The following is a 20,670-nucleotide window of genomic DNA, read 5'->3' on the forward strand; positions in this document are numbered from 1 at the left end:
TTATTATGAAGATAGGAGTAATTGCTGATATCCACGGGAACTATGATGCACTTATGACAGTTATAGTGGATATGCATAAAAATGATATTGATTCAGTTATTGTCCTTGGAGACATAATCTTTTCTGGGACAGAGCCACAGAAATGTTTTGAGAGAATTAAAATGATTAAACCAATTGTTTGGATTAAAGGTAATACAGATAATTGGTTTAATGAAATAAATGAAAATTTCAAACCTAAAAATGAACTTGAAAATAATATGTACAATAAATTTTTAGATGTAAATAGTAAGGTATCAAAAGAATTAATTGAGACTATTAAAACTTTAAAAGAAAAAGAAGAAACTACAATTAGAGGTGTTAAAATACTATGTGTTCATGGGTCAGATCGTAAGATTAATGAAGGAATTGGGATACTTACACCACAGGAAGATATTTCTGAGCTCTTTAATAGATTGAATCATGATATATTGCTTTGCGCCCATACTCATTCACCATTTATAGCAACTAAAAACGGAAAACTAATAATGAATGTAGGTAGTGTTGGTTTACCTAGTGATGAATCAAGAGCTTCATATGGTATATTAAAATTTGAAGATGATAACTTCGAATATTCTATACGAAAAATTAAAATATAAAATTATCTAAATCAATATAAAGTATCTGTAACATTCCATATAGAACTTTTATCAATATCATCAAATACTTTAAAACTACAAATCTACTTGTCTATTATATATATTTGTGTTAGCATTAATCAAAATAACTTAAAAGAATTAGGTGATACGATATGAAATTTAATAAAAAGGATATATTAATATTAGTAATACCAATAATTATAATAATTATTTCAACTCCTTTTTTACCTGATCAAATTCCTATGCAATGGAACTATAACGGTGATGTTAATTGGTATTTAAATAAAAGATTATCATTTTTATTAGGATTTATTCCTTTTATAGTTTATAAATCATATAAAGCAAAACGTGGCTATAAATAAACCAAAAATTTATTTATAGCCACATTAACTTTATGATGTATTTCCTAATTTTATTCAATCTACTTAGGGTAGAATGGATCACACTGATTTTTCTGTAAAACAATTTTTATTGTCAGTTAAAATTTAATCTTTTTACATCCAACTTAAAATTCCCCTGAATAGTATTTTTAGCAATAGGTATACTAAATTTAAAATGAATTTTTATAAAATACAAATTAAGGTGGTTAAGATGAAAACTTTTAAGAAATTCCTATCAATATTAATAATTGCTTTATTGTCCTTCTCATTTGCTTTTCCAAATAAGGCTATGGCACAAATCAATCCTTTCAATCCATTTAGGGAAGTTCCAATAAAAATAGCAGTTGTTATGTATGATGTCAATGAGCCATATCCTTCTCAGATTGTAAAATACCTGCAAGTAATTCAAGAAGAAAATAAAGATAAAGTACAGTTTACTTTTTTTAATTCCAATAATAACGAGAATTTAGAAACACAATTTATTAATTCTATTATCTCAAACGAACAATATAATCTTATACTGCTAGATTTAGTTAATATAAATTCTGTTGAAAATGTAATAAATAGAATTAAATCCAGCAATATTCCTGTAATTGTTTTTCACAGTGAACCATATAATATGGATGCTATAAAATCATATAATAAAGCTATTTTTATTGGTTCTAGTCCTGAAGAAGGTGGTATTCTTCAAGGAGAAATTCTTATTAATGAGTGGATTAAGCACAAAAATACTGTAGATCATAATAAAAATAATGTTATGGAATATATTCTTTTAAAAGGAAAACCAAACAGCTTAGACACCATTGGTAGATCAAAAGCTTCTGTTTCTACTATAGATGCTGCAGGCATAAAGACAAAAGAACTTTCATCAGTAATTTGCAATTGGGACAAAGAAGAAGGTAGAAAAGCTACTGAAGCTTTACTTTTGCAGTTTGGAGATAAGATTGAAGTTATTAACTCAAATAATGATTCAATGGCAATAGGTGCTATTGAAGCATTACAATCCTATGGCTTTAATAAAGAAGGCAGCTCTAGAACAATTCCAGTTGTTGGCGTAGATGGACTTCCTGAAGCTATTGAATTAATTGATAAAGGTATTATGACAAATACTGTTATACAAGATGCTAAAGGAACTGCAGAAGCTCTTTTTTATTGCGGAATGAATTTAGCTGAAAATAAAAAACCATTAGAAGGAACAAATTATACCTTTGATGATAGTGGTGTTGCTATTCGTATTCCTTATATGCTATATAAAGCATTAAACTAATTATCAATTAAAATTTATCTTCAATAAAACAACATAAATAAGATGATTTCCATGTTGTATAGAAATCATCTTATTATCTTTAATAGCTTCTTTATATAAGTTTTTTAATAAAGTTTTTACATTACTTTTCCTGGTAAAACTGCATCTAGTATCCCAATAACTAGCGCTGCCAATAAGGCACCTATTATTGATACACTCATGTTTGGTACTAAAAATTGTGCTAGATATATTATTATGGCAGATATTACAAATCCCTTTATACCTTTTCCAATAGGAGATGCATCAACTCCCATAAAACTTTCTGCAAAATAATCTAGAACTGTTATTACAACTGCAGCTATTAAGAAAGACCATAAGCCTTCAATTGTAAAACCTGGAGTCAAAAATGATGTTATCCCTAAAACAACAGCAACTAATACCAATCTTCCTAACCAACCAAAAAAACTACTATGTGCATGTCTGTCTGTCTGTTCTTTATGTACCATTGTTATTCCTCCCTTGCAGTTTTATTTACATGACTACATTTATAGTATGTACATTTTTTATTTATAATATGATATATTTAAAAAATAAAATTTTACTATGCTTACCGCATTTCTTAATAAGTAGAAAATATTATTATATTAATCTTGCTATATATACTACCACATATGAAAAAGGAATAAGCAACATAATAGCAGCAAAAGTACCTATAATTTTACTGCCAATCATAGCAAAAATGCATACACAAAAATCTTCTTCTGAGCATTTATTATCTATTACATCATCAGTCATAATTGATAACTGTGGATCAATAAATATTGACATTAGAATAACAGCTAAACCATTTATAATTGAAGATAAAGTAATACAAGTTGCTCTGAGCTCTGGTTCTAAGCTTCCTGCGTAAATTGGTGCTAAAGATCCAGTAGTTATCAATGAGACAGATATTAAATTGTATAATGTTAGTTTTTTAGGTACTTTTTTTAAATTAATTTTTCTAATATTACTTTTTACTGGTATTGCAATGGAATTTCTCATATAATTAATTCCAGCTTTTGAAAAACCATATAACATTAATTTTGAGATTGATTTATCAACAGAAAAACATAAAACACATTTATAGAATATTTTCTGAAATGTGGGAATTAATAAAGCTGCAAAAACAGTAGCAATACCTGAAACAATAATTATTAAATCAAATATAGTTATTAAGTAGTTTCCTGATGATCTATACTCTACTAACTTTGTTAATATAGGAGTTTGGAAGGTTACTGCTACTCTTGACACTAGAGACAGTATGTTAAATACTGCAAAAGTAATAGCTATTTTTCCTATTCTTACACCAACTATTCTAGTACAATATGCCAATGTCCCTATTAATGAAATTATAAAATTTAATATTAAAACAAATATAATTTGAATTATCAACTTTATCACCTATTCTTTCCATCAAATCTTCTAAGTTACCAACTAACTTCCAAGTTGTTTATTACTTTTCCTCGTTATGGTAATATAAAAAGAAAAAGTACTCAATAAATCTATGTTAAGATAAAATATAATTGAATACTTAGTTATTAAGACTTGAATTATATTCAAGTTTTTGGAGGAATATTAGATGATTGATAACATAAATGAAATAAAGTTAATTAAAAATAATATATATAATGAAATATCATTAAATTTTATATATAACTTAAAGAAATTAATACAAATAGAAGGAACTCAAAAAAACTTATCTTTAAAGATTGGAATTTCTGAAGATCTACTTTCTAAATACAAATCAGGATCTACATTTCCAACTATAGAAACCCTTATATATATTTCTAAAATATATAAAATAAAATTAAATGATTTACTATATAGTAAACTAAAGATCAGCGATCTAGAATCAATAAATACTTCTAAAAATTCTTTCCAGCATATTTTTAGAGAAAAATATTTTGTATATTTCCTTGTAACAAATAAATATAAAGAAGGTACTATTCAGGAAGGTGTTATTGAATTTCATGATGATGATGTATGCTTTAATATAATTCATGAAAATTCAATTATTAAAAGTTTTGAAGGAAATTATAAGACAACTGATAAGCTAATCTTCTTTGAACTTACAAGTGTAAAAGATGGAATATGCTACATAAATATGATTAAGCCAAATGTTAATATGAAAAAGTATATTGGTGGTATTGCTATGATGCTTCTTCCATCTCAAGCTAATAGTAAACCTTGCTGTCAAAAAATATTATTTTCAAAAGATAAGATAAATAGAGAAGAAAATTACGAAGAAATGTCTAGTATTCTTAACTTTAATACTACTGACACTATCTTTGGAAATATAAAAATTTCTATAAATGATGATGAAGATGCTTTTGATTTCATAACTTCTCTAGCTTCTACATAATACTAAGGGCAGTATCAAAATCATTTTGATACTGCCCCCTCAACAAAATTCTTCAAAGTCTCAAGTTATCAGCATATTCTTAAGAATATAAGAATACAAGAATATCAGAATATTTCCATACGGCCTTTACATTAAACTATAAAATATATTAAGAATAATACTGCTAAACAATACATAACTGGATGTATCTTTTTGTAATTACCTTTAAAGACATTTAGTATAACATAAGTTAAGAATCCACATGCGATACCTTCACCTATGCTATAAGTTAATGGCATTAATATAATAGTTAAAAATGCTGGTATAGCTATTTCACTCTTATCCCAATCAATTTCCTTTAAAGTACTACAAATTAATGATCCTACTATAATTAATGCAGGTGCAGTTACTTGTGTTGTAATAACAGTAAGTAATGGTGAGAAAAATAATGAAAGTAAAAATAAAATACCTACTACTACACTAGAAAATCCAGTTCTTGCTCCTACAGAAATTCCTGATAAAGATTCAACATAAGCTGTTGTATTAGTAGTTCCAAACACTGAACCTATACAAGTTGCAACTGAATCAGCAAGCAATGCCTTTGATCCATTTTCTACTGAGCCATCTTTTTTTAATAATCCCACCTTTGAACCTGCTGCCACTAATGTTCCAGCTGTATCAAAGAAATCCATAAATAATAATGTAAATACAACTAAAAGCATTTGCGGATTAAACACTTCACCTATATTTTCTACTGCTACTCCAAAAGTAGGTGCCATTGATGGTGGCATGGAAATTACTGCTGATGGAATTTCGATAAGACCAGTTATCATTCCTACAACTACAGTTAATATCATTCCAATAAATATTGCAATATTTGATCCTCTTACCATTAATATTGATATAACAATAACACCAAATACAGCTAATAAAACTGATGGATTTGTTAAATCCCCAAGCCCTACAAATGTAGCAGGATTAGCTACTACAATTCCTGCATTCTTCAAACCGATAAATGCTATAAACAAACCAATTCCTGCGCTTACCGCGAACTTAAGATTAGCTGGAATTGCTTTTATAATAATCTCTCTAAGACCTGTTGCTGAAATTAAGAAAAATATAATACCAGAAGCTAATACACCTGCTAAAGCTGTTTGCCAAGGAATATTCATTCCTATGCATACACTATATGTAAAAAATGCATTTAGTCCAAGACCTGGAGCTATAGCTAAAGGGAATTTTGCAAATGCTCCCATTATTAAAGTACCAACTGCTGCTGCCAAAGCTGTAGCTACAAAAACACTTTCCTGTGGCAATCCTGCTTGAGCTAAAACACTTGGAATTAAAAACAAGGCGTAAGCCATAGTTAAAAATGTGGTTACCCCTCCAATTACTTCTGTTTTCAAATTTGTTTGTTTTTCTTTAAATTGAAAATAATTTGATATGAAATTCATTGTCATTCTCCTCTATGCTGTAGTATTGTAATCAAATTTTATCGCATGTTGAGGATAAAGATATGTATTAGACATATATTAAAATATATGAAAGTAGTAACATATCGTAGTCAAGTCATTTAAGGCAACTTGGTAGAAACTGTCGGACCGTATCTCCAACTTTATACGAAAATTATGATTACTTTTTGGGTTAGGGTTATATAATACTACATTTTCCTACACTTGTCTATGTTTCTATTATAATTTATGACTTTAATAACTATGCAAAATGATTTATTAAAATATTTTCACTAGTAAACATTATCACTTACACTTTTTTCTTAAACAATTTTCTAAATGGCACTGTAATACATTGAAAACTAAAATTTATTACCTTATGTATCTTAAAATGAGAATAGCAATTGCTAATAGCTGGATTACATATTCTTTTACATCCCCAGTTTTTAATAATTTCAATCCATATTTCTTTTTATATGGATAAAAAAATGGTACTCCTTTTATTGTAAGAGCATCAGCTAATAAATGTGAAGCATAACATATTCCCCAAACAAGAGCAACTGACTTATTAACATGATATAAGCCTACTGTAGATACTCCTAGTGCTACCAATGAATGAGTTATTGTTCTATGTTTTAATCTTAAATACTTATCCCAGTCTGGAGCAATTGCTCCTAAAACACCAAGAACACTTATTGGATTCTTCATTATTAGTGGAATTGTTGCTGCTAAGCCTATTGCTAAATGTGTTCTTTTTATCATTATTTTCTTCTCCTTAAATTTTTTGTGTTATTTTGTAAAAGATACTGTAATTTCATTTTATAAAATAACAGCACCTCTTGCAAACACACGTTCTTATATTATAACATTTTTTCTAAAGATTCAACAATTCATTTAGATTGCTGGTTTATTTAAATATTCTAAAATGTCTACAACATTTGATTTGTCTATTGCCGCTTTTGTTTCAGTTTCAGACATACCTATCTCTAATTTAGCATCACTTGCCTGTATATTAAGATCAATATAATCTGCTTGTTTATAAGCACTATTCCACTCATCTATAGCAGCATCAATATCATTAACAACTATATCAAATTTATTAAAATTAGTATCATTAATTGCAACTGAAACATCATTAATTGCTCTGTTAACATCATCTTCAAGCTTTTGCCACTCATTTAATATTAATTGAACATTAGATTCTAAAGCTTGAACTTCCTTAGCCATTGCTGTATAGTTTTTAGATATTATTTGAAATGCTGTAACATCAGCATTTATCCCAGTTATTTTACTACTAATTTCTTTGATTTTATCTTGTTCCTCTTTAATTTTTTTTGAATTCACTACAATAACATAAATAGCACCTGCAACTACTGGAGCTAAGAAAAACCAAGTAATTAACCCTAATGGCCCTGCAAAAAATACTGCTACAACACCAATGACTATTGCAGCACCAGCTGCTATAGCTGCAGCTACAATTTGTGCCGTTTGCCTGCTTATTTCATCTTGTAAATTTTGAATATCTTTATTTAACTGCTCTACTAATCCTTTATCTACACCTGCTTCTTCTACAGCCTTATCTGCGACAGCTTGCATATCCTTTGCCATTTGAGGCATATTCCCTTTAAAATCCTGTATGTTTTTTAGAGAATCTGCAATTTCTTCTGTAATATTATTCAATCTATCAGATACAGTATTTAAATCAATTAATAAAGCCTCTCTTCCTTCCTTATCAGTTGGATGAGTCACTAAATATTTTGCTTGCTTCCGAGCTGCTGTTAGTTCATGTAAAATGTGATTATTATGTTTTTTTACATTTCTAGGAGTAATTATTAAATCTTCATAAACATTTGCTTCCCAGTCTCTGGCTATAACCTTTGATCTTTGAAATGCTTTTACAAAATCATCATAACCTGGGGGATTATTATTGAATGCGTGAAGCTTTGTCTTTCTAACACCAACCATAAACCTAGTCACCATAATAACATTCTTTTTGTATTCATTTTCAGCTTCAATTAAAGATTTACTATTAAATTGAATTGCTTCTGAAATTAACATATATCTTTCTCCTTTATTATTTATATTTTACCTAAAACAATTAATACATTTATGTATATAATGTGTATTTTAATTCCTCAATATTCAATATTAATAAATACTTTTTGTAAAGAGTCTGATAAGCTATAATTAATAGGTAAAATATATTTAATTGGAGTTAAGGAGAGGACAATATGAAATATGATAGGATTATCATAAATGATATAGGAAAAGCTTCCGTTTGCCCTATTTGTAATAACGAGGACACTGATATAAAAGGTGATTACTGCCAAATTTGTGGTGCTTTCTTGAGAAATAAATGTACTAATCTTGATTGTGACATTGAGCTATCTGGAGACAGTAGATATTGTTCAATTTGTGGAGCTGAATCCACTTTTCATAAAGGAGGATTACTTAAAGATTGGACAGATAGCAAAGATAAATTTACTACTTCTACTCCACTTATAGACAATATAGATTTAGATAAGAAAACTGCTGATGAGAGCTTTATACCAAACTATTATTTAACAAAAGATAACTAAGTAAAATAACAAAAACTAGTAGAACGTTGTATTTGCTCTACTAGTCTTTTTCTATGTAGTAAAGAATTTATGTATATTAGACGGTTTTAAAAAATTTTAAATAACTTTGTTATTGTAGGCCTCTTTCATAACTTTCTACCATTCTTTTTACCATTTCTCCGCCTACACTACCATTTTGTCTTGAAGAAAGGTTTCCTTTGTCAATGCTTTCATAGTCTTGTAATCCTACTCCTGAAGCAACTTCAGTTTTTAATCTGTTTAACCCTTGTTTTGCTTCTGGTACTAAAGTTCTGTTTCTTCCACTATAATTTGATGCCATTTTTGTTACCTCCCTTAATAAATATAAATTTTGGTTACAGTTATATCTTAACCACAAGCAAAATTTATAATCTATTAAATTGTTAGCAAAAGTAGTATTCAAATGTTTTATTTCATATACTTAGACGAGAAACCTAATAATACTACTTTCATAAGTCTGCTGGATTTCTTATCAAAGTTTAACAGATTGCCCTCTAATTTATAATATTATATAAATATAAAAACTAGTAGAACAAATATAATAATTATTATAAATGCTCTACTAGCCTTTTCTCATTAGAGAGGAATTATGTCACTATTTTAAAAATGGCTTACTACATTTTTGATGCCTATATTATTTATAGACCTCTTTCATAACTTTCTACCATTCTTTTTACCATTTCTCCACCTACACTACCGTTTTGTCTTGAAGAAAGGTTTCCTTTGTCAATGTTTTCGTAGTCTTGTAATCCTACTTCTGAAGCAACTTCAGTTTTTAATCTGTTTAATCCTTGTTTTGCTTCTGGTACTAAAGTTCTGTTTCTTCCACTATTATTTGATGCCATCTTAGTTTCCTCCCTTAATATATAGTATTTTGCCTTTGCAAATGTTAAATTTGCTTGGCACTATTATATTAACCATCATTAGAAATATTAATCCAATTAAATGTTGGTAAAGATAGCATTCTATTGTTCTATTGTAAAACTAACGATAAATTCCAATATCTTTTCTGCAATAGCTATTTTTAAAATTTACAAGTTCAACATTTCTATATGCAACTTCCCTAGCTTCTTCTAATGTTTTACCTGAACCAACAACAGAAAGAACTCTTCCTCCATTAGTTTTAAGTTTTCCATCTTCTAGCTTAGCTCCTGCTAAAAATACATTATCCTTAACACCTTGATCTATAGTTATTTCATAACCTTTTTCAAAGCTTCCTGGATAACCTTTTGATGCAAGAACAACATTTATACAAACTTCATCTCTCCACTTTACAGTAGTTTCACTTAATTTTTCATCCATTGCTGCTTCAATTACTTCAAACAAATCACTTTCCATTAAACTTAATACTGATTGCGTTTCAGGATCACCCATTCTTACATTATATTCAAGTAAGTATGTTCCTTTATTCGTAATCATAAGTCCAAAGAATATAATTCCTTTAAAGTCAAACTTTTCAGCTTGAATTCCTTCTAGAGTCTTAGCCATTATATTATCTTCAAATTCTTTCATAACTTCATTGGTTACATATGGATTTGGTGCTAAAACTCCCATTCCACCTGTATTTGGTCCCTTACCACCATCAAAAATTTGCTTATGGTCCTTAGCTGATATAAATGGTATTATTGTCTTTCCATCTGTAATAGAAAGAATTGAAGCTTCAACTCCATATAAAAATTCTTCTATAACAACCTTTTGTCCAGCACCTTTAAATATATCATCTATCATATAAGAATTTAATGCTTCTTTAGCATCCTCTTTTGTTTCACAAATTGCAACACCTTTTCCTGCCGCTAGTCCATCAGCCTTGATAACTACTGGATATGTGCAATTTTCTATATATTCTAAAGCCGGTTCTACTTCTGTGAACACTTCGTATTCAGCAGTTTTTACTCCATACTTTTTCATAAATTCCTTAGAAAAACTTTTACTTCCTTCAAGCTGAGCTCCAGCCTTATCAGGTCCAAATATTCTAAGATTTTCAGCTTTAAATTTATCTGTAATCCCCTTAGTTAATGGATCTTCAGGACCTACTACAGTAAGGTAAATATCATTTTCTTTAACGAATTTAACTAATTCATCAAAATCTGTTATATTAATATTTTCACATTTATTTTCTACAGCAGTTCCACCATTACCTGGGGCTACATATATTTTCTCAACCTTTGGGCTCTTTGAAAGTTTCCAAGCTATTGCATGTTCTCTTCCTCCAGAACCAATTAAAAGTAGTTTCATAAAATATCCTCCAAACTTTTAGTGTTTAAAGTGTCTAAGCCCAGTAAATACCATAGCTATACCATGTTCATTACAAGCATCTATAGACTCTTGATCTCTCATAGATCCACCTGGCTGAATAATTGCCTTAATTCCAGCTTTAGCAGCTTGATCTACTACATCTCTAAATGGGAAAAATGCATCAGAGGCTAATATAGTAGCTCCAACCCCTCTTTTTAGAGCATCTTCTGTTGGCCATATTCTATTAACTTGACCTCCGCCAATTCCAAGCGCTACAGAGTCTTTAGCAACAACAATTGCATTGGATTTAACATATTTAACAACCTTCATTCCAAATAGTAAATCCTTCATTTCTTCGTCAGTTGGTTTCTTTTCAGTCACAACTTCTATTTTCTCTAAAAGCTTTTTATCTTCTTCTTGTACTAAGATACCTCCATCAACAGTTACCATATACTTTTCATCTTGGGGCGTTTTACTAACTCTTAATACTCTTAAATTCTTTTTAGTTTTTAATACTTCAAGTGCATCTTCATCATAATCTGGAGCTGCAATTACCTCCAAGAATATCTTAACCATTTCTTCTGCAGTTTTCTTATCAACCTTTCTATTGAAGGCAACTATTCCACCAAATATTGAAGTAGGATCAACCTTATAAGCCTTCATATAAGCTTCATATGGATTTTCTCCAATAGCAACACCACATGGAGTGTTATGTTTTAAAGCACAACATGATGGTTCTTCAAATTCATTTGCACATTTCCATGCTATATCCATATCTTTAAAGTTATTATAAGATAATTCTTTACCATTTAATATATCTATGCTATTCATAGCTCCTTCTACTGTTGTTGACTGATAGAAAGCAGCACTTTGATGAGAATTTTCACCATATCTTAAACCTTGCTTTTTCTTAAATGAAACTGAAAGATATTCAGGATATTCTTCTTCTCCTTCTAACATAAAATTAGAAATAGCAGCATCATATGCGCTCATAAGATTAAATACCTTACCTGCCAATCTCTTTTTAGTCTTTAATGAAACTTCTCCTGATTTCATTTCATCCATAACAACAGCATAATCCTTTTTGTCTGATATAACTACTACATCTTGAAAGTTTTTAGCTGCTGCTCTAAGCATTGTTGGACCACCAATATCAATAAATTCAACCTTTTCTTGAAAGCTTAGATCTTCCTTTACCTTTTCAAAAAATGGATAAAGGTTAACTACAACATAATCTATTGTGTGTATTTCTCTTGATTTCAAAGTATCCATATGTTCTTTATTATCTCTTATAGCCAGTATTCCAGCATGTACAAGTGGATGTAAAGTCTTAACTCTTCCATCTAGCATTTCCGGAAAATTTGTAACCTCATTAACTTCTATTACATCTACTCCATTTTCCTTTAGATGCTTATATGTACCACCTGTTGATATTATTTCAACATCTTGTGATACTAAAAATTTTGCAAAGTCTAATACTCCTTCTTTATCAAATACACTAATTAAAGCTCTTTTTTTCAAAATAAAGGCCTCCTTTTATTCTTCAATCTTCACTTTTTTATTTATAATTTCAATTTTATTTTCTGAAATAAGTTTAATTGCTTTAGGTAATAATATATGTTCTTTTTCTAATATTTTCTTTTGAAGAGTTTCCGCCGTATCTTCAAAAGAAACTGGCACTGCTTCTTGTAAAATAATTGCTCCCCCGTCTACTTCATTATTTACAAAATGCACTGTACACCCTGAATATTTAACACCTTTCTCAATTGCAGCTTCATGTACCTTTAGCCCATACATACCTGGGCCACAAAAGGAAGGAATTAAAGATGGATGAATATTTATCATCTTATTGCTAAATTTATTTAAAAGTTCCCCATTTAAAATAGATAAATATCCAGCAAGTACTATTAAGTCTACTTTTCCATCTGTCAATTCTAAAATTTTATCTGATTGATGTTCCCCAAATTCTTTTCTACTTACAACATGATATTCTATACCATGTTTTTTAGCTCTCTCTATTGCAAAAGCCCCTTCTTTACTGCTTATTACCATTTTTATTTCACAGTCTAACTCTTTATTTTCAACTGCATCAATAATAGATTGAAGGTCAGTTCCTCCCCCGGAAACTAGCACTGCTATTTTAAACAAACACCTTCACCTCCAGATGTTACATAACCTATTTCGTAAGCTCTTTCCCCCATTTCAAGTAGAACTTTCTTTATAGGGTCAACATCCTTTTCATTGACACAAAGTACAAATCCAATCCCCATGTTGAAGGTATTGTACATATGATCTTTATCTACTCCAAGCTCAACCATCTTTTCAAATATTGATGGTAATGGATAGCTTTCTTTATTTATAACTGCAGTTAACTCTCTACCATTAAACATTCTAGGTACATTTTCTATAAATCCACCACCAGTTATATGTGACATTCCTTTTATTTCATAGTTTTTTAAGAGTTCAAGCACTGGCTTAACGTAAATTTTAGTAGGAGTAATTAAAGTTTTCCATACTTCTTTCCCTTCAAACTCCATATCTAAGTCACTAAACAACTTTCTAACAAGTGAAAATCCATTAGAATGAACTCCCGAAGAAGCTATACCAATAAGCTTATCTCCTTCTTTAATTTTAGATCCGTCAATTATTTCATCCTTATCTGCTATCCCCACAGCAAAACCAGCTATATCATAATCTCCTTCTTTATAAAAACCTGGCATTTCAGCTGTCTCTCCCCCAACAAGAGCACAGTCTGATTGAAGGCAACCCTCTGATACACCTTTAACTAAATCTGCTGCAACTTCTGCTTCAAGCTTACCACAAGCTATGTAGTCTAAGAAAAATAATGGCTTTGCTCCATGACAAAGTATGTCATTAACACACATGGCAACGCAATCAATTCCTACTGTATCATACTTTTTCTTCTTGCATGCTATATCAAGCTTTGTTCCAACTCCATCTGTTCCTGATACTAAAACTGGTTTCTTATAGCCTTCTGGAAGCTCAACCATACCAGCAAAACTTCCAAGTCCATTTAAAACATATTTACTCATTGTTCTAGCTGCATATTCCTTTATTAGCTTAACTGACTTATATCCTTCTTCTATATTAACTCCCGATTCCTTATAAGTTATCATTTAATAATCCTACCTTTCAAGATGATCTTTTGATGTTTCAATTGGAGTTGCTACTGGATACTTTCCATTAAAACAACCTACACAGAATCCTTCTTTGCCTTCAAAGCATTTATACATTCCTTCCATGCTTAAGTAGCCTAAAGAGTCTGCACCTATCATTTCACCTATTTCTGGAATAGTGTAATTTGCGCCAACTAGTTCACTTCTATATGGAGTATCGATTCCAAAGTAACATGGATACTTAACAACTGGAGATGCTACTAGGAAATGTACTTCCTTAGCTCCTGCTCTCCTTAATGATTCTACTAAATGCTTTGATGTAGTTCCTCTAACTATAGAATCATCAATAAGTATTACTCTCTTACCATCTAAATTAACTTTTAAAGGATTTAACTTTACAGCAACAGCCTTTTCTCTAATTTCTTGAGAAGGCGATATAAATGTTCTTCCTACATATCTGTTTTTAACAAAACCTATATCATAAGGAATTCCTGAAGCCTTTGAATACCCTATAGCTGCTGGTATTCCTGAATCAGGTACTGCTACTACTAAATCAGCTTCTATCTTATGTTCTTTAAATAATCTCTCTCCCGATTTTATTCTTGTATTATAAACATCAAGTCCATCTATCATAGAATCTGGTCTTGCAAAGTATATGTATTCAAAAGCACAAGTTTGACAACCTGCATCTTCAGAATACTGGAATGATTCAATACCATTTTCATTTATTATTATCATTTCACCTGGTTTAACATCTCTAACATATTCAGCTCCCACAGCATCAAGAGCACAACTTTCAGATGCTAGAATATAAGCATTGTCAACTTTTCCTATACAAAGAGGTCTTATTCCATGAGGATCTCTTGCACCAATAAGCTTATCCTTTGTAGCTATAACCATTGCAAAACTTCCTCTAATTGCTTGCATTGCATCAGTTACTGCTCTTTCTATACCCTTTTTTGCACCTCTTGCAATTAAAGTAGCTATTACTTCAGAATCTATTGAAGTATGGAAAATGTGTCCACCCTCTTCAAGTAATTCTCTTATCACATCTGCATTTACCAAATTACCATTGTGTGCTAAGGCAATAGAGCCTAACTTAGAACTAGCTAAAAGTGGCTGAGAATTTTCTACTGTATTTGCTCCTGTAGTAGAATATCTTACATGCCCTATAGCAACATGACCTTTTAACTTTTCTAAATCTTCCTTGCTAAATGCTTCTGTTATTAAACCTAGCCCTTTATGCATTTCGATCTTTTCGCCATCACCTACTGCTATACCTGCACTTTCTTGCCCTCTATGTTGTAGTGCATATAATCCATAGTAAGTCATTCCTGCTACATCTAGAGGTGTACTTGAGAAAACCCCAAATACACCACATTCATCTTTAAATTTATCTAGACTAGGATCTAATATTAAATTAAAATCTGAATTTGTCATTAACTATTCTCCTTTAATTCTGTTTAATATTTCTATGTACGCACCTTCCACATTACCCATATCTCTTCTAAATCTATCTTTATCAAGCTTTTCTCCAGTTGTTGCGTCCCAGAACCTACATGTATCTGGAGATATTTCATCAGCTAGAACTATTTCTCCATTTTGTAACTTACCAAATTCTATTTTAAAGTCGATTAGATTTATATTAAGTTTTGCAAAGAATTCTTTTAATAAATCATTAATCTTTGCTGTCATATCTAAGATTAACTTAATTTCTTCAAAAGTAGCTGCTCCTATTGCAACTGCGTGATATGAGTTTATTAATGGATCTCCAAGTTCATCATCCTTATAAGAAAATTCAAATACAGTTGTCTTTAACTTATATCCTTCTTCAAGGCCTAATCTCTTAGCCATAGAACCTGCAGCTATATTTCTAACTATAACTTCTAAAGGTACGATTTCAACTTTTTTACAAAGTTGCTCTCTATCATTTATTTTCTTAACAAAATGAGTCTTTATACCATTTTTATTTAACATTTCAAAAATCATTGTTGTTATAGCATTATTTAAAACACCTTTATTATCGATTTGAGCTTTCTTTACTCCATTAAATGCTGTTGCATCATCTTTATAATAAACGATAACTTCATCTTCCTTTGCTGTGCTATAAATCTTCTTTGCTTTTCCTTCATATAACATTTCTAACTTTTCCATTATAGTTCTACTCCCTCTCTATTTTCACTTATAAACTTTTCTTTCATCTTTAATCTTGCTTCTACTAATTTTTCTTTAATATCAGGATATTTTAGTGATAACATTTGTACCGCTAATAATCCCGCATTATAACTATTGTTTATACCAACTGTTGCAACTGGTATTGATTTTGGCATTTGTACTATTGATAGTAGTGCATCCATACCATCTAGCGCTGCTCTTACTGGTACTCCTATTACTGGAAGCGTTGTTTGTGATGCTATTACCCCCGGCAAATGAGCAGCAAGTCCTGCTCCTGCAATTATAACTTCACAACCTTCACTTTCAATTTTCTTAATAGTCTCAACTAGTTTTTCAGGCACTCTATGGGCTGATAATATAAATGCTTTATAAGAAACTCCATATTCCTTTAGAGCATTTGCAGCTCCTTTCATAACATCTGTGTCTGACTTACTTCCGAAAAATATTGCTACTTTCATAAAAGACCTCCCATTTATCTAAAATAATTTACTCCTGCTTTAAATATCTTTTGATCAAATTCCCCTGGTACATTTCTATATAAATCTGTGCCAATTCTTTCTGAATGAGCCATCTTACCAAATATTCTTCCATCAGGACTTGTAATACCTTCAATACCAAGCATAGATCCATTTGGATTATATGGCATATCTAATGAAACATCTCCATTAAAATCAACATATTGTGTTGCTATTTGTCCATTTGCTTCTAGTTCCTTAAGTAAACTTTCTGAAGCTACAAATCTTCCTTCTCCGTGAGATATTGCTACTGTATGAATATCATCTACATTTACTTCACTTAACCATGGTGATTTAACAGAATTTATCTTTGTTCTAATTAAAGATGACATATGTCTATTTATATTGTTATAAGTTAATGTAGCCATATCCTCTTCTATATCTCTAATTTCACCATAAGGAAGTAGTCCTAATTTAATCAATGCTTGGAAGCCGTTACAAATTCCTAGCATCAAACCATCTCTATTATTTAAAAGATCCATTACTGCATTTTTAATCTTTTCATTTCTAAAGACAGTAGCTATAAACTTACCTGAACCATCTGGCTCATCTCCAGCTGAGAAACCACCTGGAAGCATAATGATTTGTGCTGTCCTTATTTCTTCAGCTAACTTATTGATTGACTCTGTTAAAATTTCTTTATTTAGATTTCTTAAAATAACTTGTGAAACTTCAGCACCTTCCTTCAAGAATGCTCTAGCACAATCATCTTCACAATTTGTCCCAGGGAAAACTGGAATTACAACTTTAGGTTTTGCTACTTTTACTTTTGGAGAAATAGTGTTTCTCTTATTGTAAGTAGCTACTTTCACTTTTGTATTAGTTTCCTCTGTTTTAATTTTAAATACTGGGCTTAACTTTTCTTCTAAAGCTTTATCAAGTTCTTCAATTGCAAGTGCAATTTCAAATTCTTGTACTTTAATCACTTCTTCTTCTAAAGTTTTACCAACTACTTTATATAAACAATCTTTAAATACTTCTTGAACATTTACCTTTGCTGGTACTTCTAATAAAATGCTTCCATAGTTTAATCCAAATAACTCATCTTTTGAAAGGTTATTTATTTCAGTTCCAATTCTATTTCCTAGAGACATTTTAGTTATAGCTTCAGCTACTCCACCAAACTTTATTGTTGACGCTGATATAACTTTTTTAGCACCTATTAAGTCATATAATGTTTCTATATTCTTTTTAAACTTATCCATGTTTATTAAGCCATCTTCAAGTTTTTCTGTTTCAAGTAAAACTAATGTACTATTAACTTCTTTAAACTCTGGACTAATAATTTTATTAGCTTTTTCATATCCTACTGCAAAAGACACTAAACTTGGAGGAACATCTATATCCTCAAAACTTCCAGACATTGAGTCTTTACCACCTATTGCAGGTATTCCTAAATCCTCTTGCGCTTTATATGCTCCAAGTAATGCTGCAAATGGTTTACCCCATCTTTCAGGCTTTTTACCTAGTCTTTCGAAATATTCTTGGAATGTAAGTCTAGCTCTTCTATAATCTCCACCCATAGCTGCAAGTTTAGCTATAGATTCTATTACAGAATAGAAAGCCATGTGATATGGACTCCATGTTCCAAGCTCTGGATTAAATCCAAAAGTCATAAGTGATGCATCCTTGCTTTCTCCATGAAATACTGGAATTTTTGCTGCCATACCTTCTGCTGGTGTTTTTGAATATTTCCCACCAAAAGGCATAAGCACTGTTCCAGTACCTATAGTTGAATCGAAGGTTTCAATTAATCCCTTTTGAGAAGCTACATTTAATTTATGTAGATTTTCTATCCATTTTGATTTAACATCTACTTCATGAACATCACATGGGAATTCCTTAGGTGCAACTACCTTAACATTAGTCTTCTGAGTTGCTCCATTTGTATCTAAGAAACTTCTCTTAATATCCACTATCATCTTCTCTCTCCAGAAAAGTCTTAGTCTTTCAGTATCTGTAACCTTTGCTACAACCACTGCTTCTAAATTTTCTTCTGAAGAAAGTTCTATAAATCTTTCTGCTAAACTACTATGAACTACAACTGCCATTCTCTCTTGAGATTCTGAAACTGCAAGTTCTGTTCCATCTAAACCTTCATATTTTTTAGGAACCTTATCTAAATTTATATCAAGACCTCTACAAAGTTCTCCAATAGCTACTGAAACTCCACCAGCACCAAAGTCGTTACATCTCTTTATCATTTTAGCTACTTCTGAGTTTCTAAATAGTCTTTGAATCTTTCTCTCTGTTGGTGCATTACCTTTTTGAACTTCTGCACCACACTCATTTATAGAATCTTCTGTATGCTCTTTTGATGAACCAGTTGCACCACCTACACCATCTCTACCTGTTCTTCCACCAAGAAGAATTATAACATCTCCTACCTTAGGCTCTTCTCTAACTACATTTTCTTTTGGAGCTGCAGCAATTACTGCTCCAACCTCCATTCTCTTTGCAACATAGTTTGGATGATAAACTTCTGCTACTTGTCCTGTGGCAAGCCCTATTTGATTACCATATGAACTATATCCATGTGCTGCCTTTAATGTAATTGTTCTTTGAGGTAATTTCCCCTTTATAGTTTCCTCTACAGGAACTGTTGGGTCTGCCGCACCTGTAACTCTCATAGCTTGATATACAAAAGTTCTTCCTGATAATGGATCACGAATTGCACCACCTAGACATGTAGCTGCACCACCAAAAGGTTCTATTTCTGTTGGATGATTATGTGTTTCATTTTTAAACATTAAAAGGTATTTTTCTGTTCCATTATCTGTTTCTACATTAATGTTTATAGAACATGCATTTATTTCATCAGAAACATCTAGGTCTTCAAGCATTCCCTTTTTTCTCATTTCCTTCATTGAAATAACTGCTAGATCCATAAGTGTTATAGGTCTATCTGTTTTTCCATAGACATAATCTCTTGATTTTATATAAGCTTCATAGCTTTTTTTAATGGGTACTGTGAATTTATTTTCTTCGATTTCAACTTCTTCGATTGAAGTTGAGAAAGTTGTATGCCTACAGTGATCTGACCAATATGTGTCTATTACCTTTATCTCTGTAATAGTTGGTTCTCTCATTTCTTCCTTAAAGTAATCTCTAATCATAACTAGATCTTCTATACTCATTGCAAGTCCTAGATCTTTATGCAATTTTTCTAGAGATTCTTTATCCATTTCTCTGAAGCCTTCTAAGATTTGTACATCGTTAGGTATGTTCATTGGAGATTCTAACTCTCTATTATTAATTTCTACTTCTCTTGAATCCACTGGATTGATGTAATAATTTTTTATTTTATCTATATCTTCTTTTGTTAAATTACCAATTAAAATAATTATTTTTGAAGATTTAACTTGAATTCTATCTTCTTCAGTTAAGATTTGAAAACACTCTGACGCTGAATCAGCTCTTTGATCGTATTGTCCTGGTAAGTATTCAACTCCAAATGCTATTTCTCCATCATTAATTTCTAAATTTTCTTCATATACTTTATCAACTGTAAGTTCAGAAAAAATTGTATATAAAGCTTTTTTATAATATTCTTCTTCTACGTCTCCTAAAGTATATTTATTTACTACTCTCACATTTTCTAATTTTTCTACTCTTAAATTACTTTTAAAGTCTTTTAATAAGCTTTTAGCTTCAACGTCAAATCCATCTTTCTTTTCGACGAATATGCATCTATTTTTAGACATTTAAATACCTCCAAACATTGATTGTCAATTTAACGAATGTTTTTTTGCTATTACATTTTATATTTCGTATTTCTATAATTAGCTTATCATTCCAACTGAACAATGTCAATATTACAGTTAAAAAACATAATATATTTCGCAGTATAACGAATTATATTAAAATCACACGCTTTAGTTATTCGTATTTTTAGACATTTCTCTTCATTTTCTATATT

The 20,670-nt window shown here is 30.4% G+C and carries 20 protein-coding genes and 1 riboswitch; of the genes, 5 read left to right on the forward strand and 15 right to left on the reverse strand.

The genetic code is table 11. The features are described from left to right. Positions 1-5: 5 nt before the first annotated feature. The 3 genes from FAY47_RS04765 to FAY47_RS04775 all read left to right on the forward strand — a co-directional run bounded on the left by FAY47_RS04765 (position 6) and on the right by FAY47_RS04775 (position 2,282). The gene (locus tag FAY47_RS04765; protein ID WP_143315284.1) at positions 6-635 is read left to right on the forward strand and encodes a YfcE family phosphodiesterase; all 630 of its coding nucleotides are present in this window, start codon (positions 6-8) and stop codon (positions 633-635) included. Between the two features lie 152 nt (positions 636-787). Then, a complete protein-coding gene (locus FAY47_RS04770; protein WP_143315286.1) occupies positions 788-997 on the forward strand; it encodes a DUF1648 domain-containing protein in 210 nt (69 codons plus the stop codon). Between the two features lie 229 nt (positions 998-1,226). Continuing rightward, complete coding sequence (locus tag FAY47_RS04775; protein ID WP_143315287.1) at positions 1,227-2,282, forward strand: galactose ABC transporter substrate-binding protein; 1,056 nt, start codon at positions 1,227-1,229, stop codon at positions 2,280-2,282. A 116-nt stretch (positions 2,283-2,398) separates the two neighbouring features. Here FAY47_RS04775 and FAY47_RS04780 read toward each other — a convergent pair whose 3' ends face one another. Both FAY47_RS04780 and FAY47_RS04785 read right to left on the reverse strand, forming a co-directional pair. After that, positions 2,399-2,767: a phage holin family protein gene (locus FAY47_RS04780; protein ID WP_143315288.1), complete on the reverse strand. Its 369-nt coding sequence runs from the start codon at positions 2,765-2,767 to the stop codon at positions 2,399-2,401. A gap of 133 nt (positions 2,768-2,900) precedes the next feature. Then, positions 2,901-3,701, reverse strand: coding sequence for a lipid II flippase Amj family protein (locus FAY47_RS04785; RefSeq protein WP_347562786.1), 801 nt, complete (start codon positions 3,699-3,701; stop codon positions 2,901-2,903). 178 nt (positions 3,702-3,879) lie between these two features. On the opposite strand from FAY47_RS04785, the gene FAY47_RS04790 reads away from it, so the two are divergent. After that, positions 3,880-4,662, forward strand: coding sequence for a helix-turn-helix transcriptional regulator (locus FAY47_RS04790; RefSeq protein ID WP_143315291.1), 783 nt, complete (start codon positions 3,880-3,882; stop codon positions 4,660-4,662). Between the two features lie 131 nt (positions 4,663-4,793). Here the strand turns inward: FAY47_RS04790 and FAY47_RS04795 are convergent, their stop codons facing one another. From FAY47_RS04795 to FAY47_RS04805, 3 genes are all read right to left on the reverse strand, one after another. Further along, positions 4,794-6,095, reverse strand: coding sequence for an NCS2 family permease (locus FAY47_RS04795; protein ID WP_347562787.1), 1,302 nt, complete (start codon positions 6,093-6,095; stop codon positions 4,794-4,796). 87 nt (positions 6,096-6,182) lie between these two features. Continuing rightward, positions 6,183-6,284: riboswitch (purine riboswitch) on the reverse strand. A 180-nt stretch (positions 6,285-6,464) separates the two neighbouring features. After that, entirely contained in the window at positions 6,465-6,854 is a 390-nt protein-coding gene (locus tag FAY47_RS04800; protein ID WP_143315294.1) for a metal-dependent hydrolase, read from the reverse strand. A gap of 132 nt (positions 6,855-6,986) precedes the next feature. Further along, entirely contained in the window at positions 6,987-8,150 is a 1,164-nt protein-coding gene (locus FAY47_RS04805) for an HBL/NHE enterotoxin family protein (protein ID WP_143315295.1), read from the reverse strand. A 173-nt stretch (positions 8,151-8,323) separates the two neighbouring features. Here FAY47_RS04805 and FAY47_RS04810 point away from each other — a divergent pair, with 173 nt between their 5' ends. Beyond that, on the forward strand, positions 8,324-8,671 hold the full coding sequence (locus FAY47_RS04810; RefSeq protein ID WP_143315297.1) for a hypothetical protein: 348 nt from the start codon (positions 8,324-8,326) through the stop codon (positions 8,669-8,671). Between the two features lie 109 nt (positions 8,672-8,780). Here FAY47_RS04810 and FAY47_RS04815 read toward each other — a convergent pair whose 3' ends face one another. The 10 genes from FAY47_RS04815 to FAY47_RS04860 form a co-directional block, all read right to left on the reverse strand. Beyond that, entirely contained in the window at positions 8,781-8,990 is a 210-nt protein-coding gene (locus FAY47_RS04815) for an alpha/beta-type small acid-soluble spore protein (protein WP_143315298.1), read from the reverse strand. A gap of 337 nt (positions 8,991-9,327) precedes the next feature. Beyond that, positions 9,328-9,534, reverse strand: coding sequence for an alpha/beta-type small acid-soluble spore protein (locus tag FAY47_RS04820; protein WP_143315300.1), 207 nt, complete (start codon positions 9,532-9,534; stop codon positions 9,328-9,330). A 139-nt stretch (positions 9,535-9,673) separates the two neighbouring features. Beyond that, entirely contained in the window at positions 9,674-10,924 is a 1,251-nt protein-coding gene (gene purD / locus FAY47_RS04825) for a phosphoribosylamine--glycine ligase (RefSeq protein ID WP_143315301.1), read from the reverse strand. A gap of 18 nt (positions 10,925-10,942) precedes the next feature. Beyond that, positions 10,943-12,445, reverse strand: a complete 1,503-nt coding sequence (gene purH, locus FAY47_RS04830; RefSeq protein WP_143315303.1) for a bifunctional phosphoribosylaminoimidazolecarboxamide formyltransferase/IMP cyclohydrolase — start codon at positions 12,443-12,445, stop codon at positions 10,943-10,945. Between the two features lie 15 nt (positions 12,446-12,460). Continuing rightward, positions 12,461-13,072 (reverse strand): phosphoribosylglycinamide formyltransferase, encoded by a 612-nt coding sequence (gene purN, locus FAY47_RS04835; protein WP_143315304.1) that lies wholly within the window; start codon positions 13,070-13,072, stop codon positions 12,461-12,463. Continuing rightward, positions 13,060-14,061 (reverse strand): phosphoribosylformylglycinamidine cyclo-ligase, encoded by a 1,002-nt coding sequence (gene purM / locus FAY47_RS04840; RefSeq protein WP_143315305.1) that lies wholly within the window; start codon positions 14,059-14,061, stop codon positions 13,060-13,062. Before purM ends, purN begins: the two co-directional genes overlap by 13 nt. A 9-nt stretch (positions 14,062-14,070) precedes the next feature. Further along, a complete protein-coding gene (gene purF, locus FAY47_RS04845) occupies positions 14,071-15,501 on the reverse strand; it encodes an amidophosphoribosyltransferase (protein ID WP_143315307.1) in 1,431 nt (476 codons plus the stop codon). A 3-nt stretch (positions 15,502-15,504) separates the two neighbouring features. Beyond that, the gene (gene purC, locus FAY47_RS04850) at positions 15,505-16,215 is read right to left on the reverse strand and encodes a phosphoribosylaminoimidazolesuccinocarboxamide synthase (protein ID WP_143315308.1); all 711 of its coding nucleotides are present in this window, start codon (positions 16,213-16,215) and stop codon (positions 15,505-15,507) included. Further along, a complete protein-coding gene (gene purE, locus FAY47_RS04855) occupies positions 16,215-16,694 on the reverse strand; it encodes a 5-(carboxyamino)imidazole ribonucleotide mutase (protein WP_143315310.1) in 480 nt (159 codons plus the stop codon). Before purE ends, purC begins: the two co-directional genes overlap by 1 nt. Positions 16,695-16,708: 14 nt before the next feature. Next, on the reverse strand, positions 16,709-20,455 hold the full coding sequence (locus tag FAY47_RS04860) for a phosphoribosylformylglycinamidine synthase (RefSeq protein WP_143315312.1): 3,747 nt from the start codon (positions 20,453-20,455) through the stop codon (positions 16,709-16,711). Positions 20,456-20,670 lie beyond the last annotated feature (215 nt).

Origin of the sequence: Clostridium sp. HBUAS56017, from assembly GCF_007115085.1 — a bacterium.
GTDB classification, from domain to species: Bacteria; Bacillota; Clostridia; order Clostridiales; family Clostridiaceae; genus Clostridium; species Clostridium cibarium.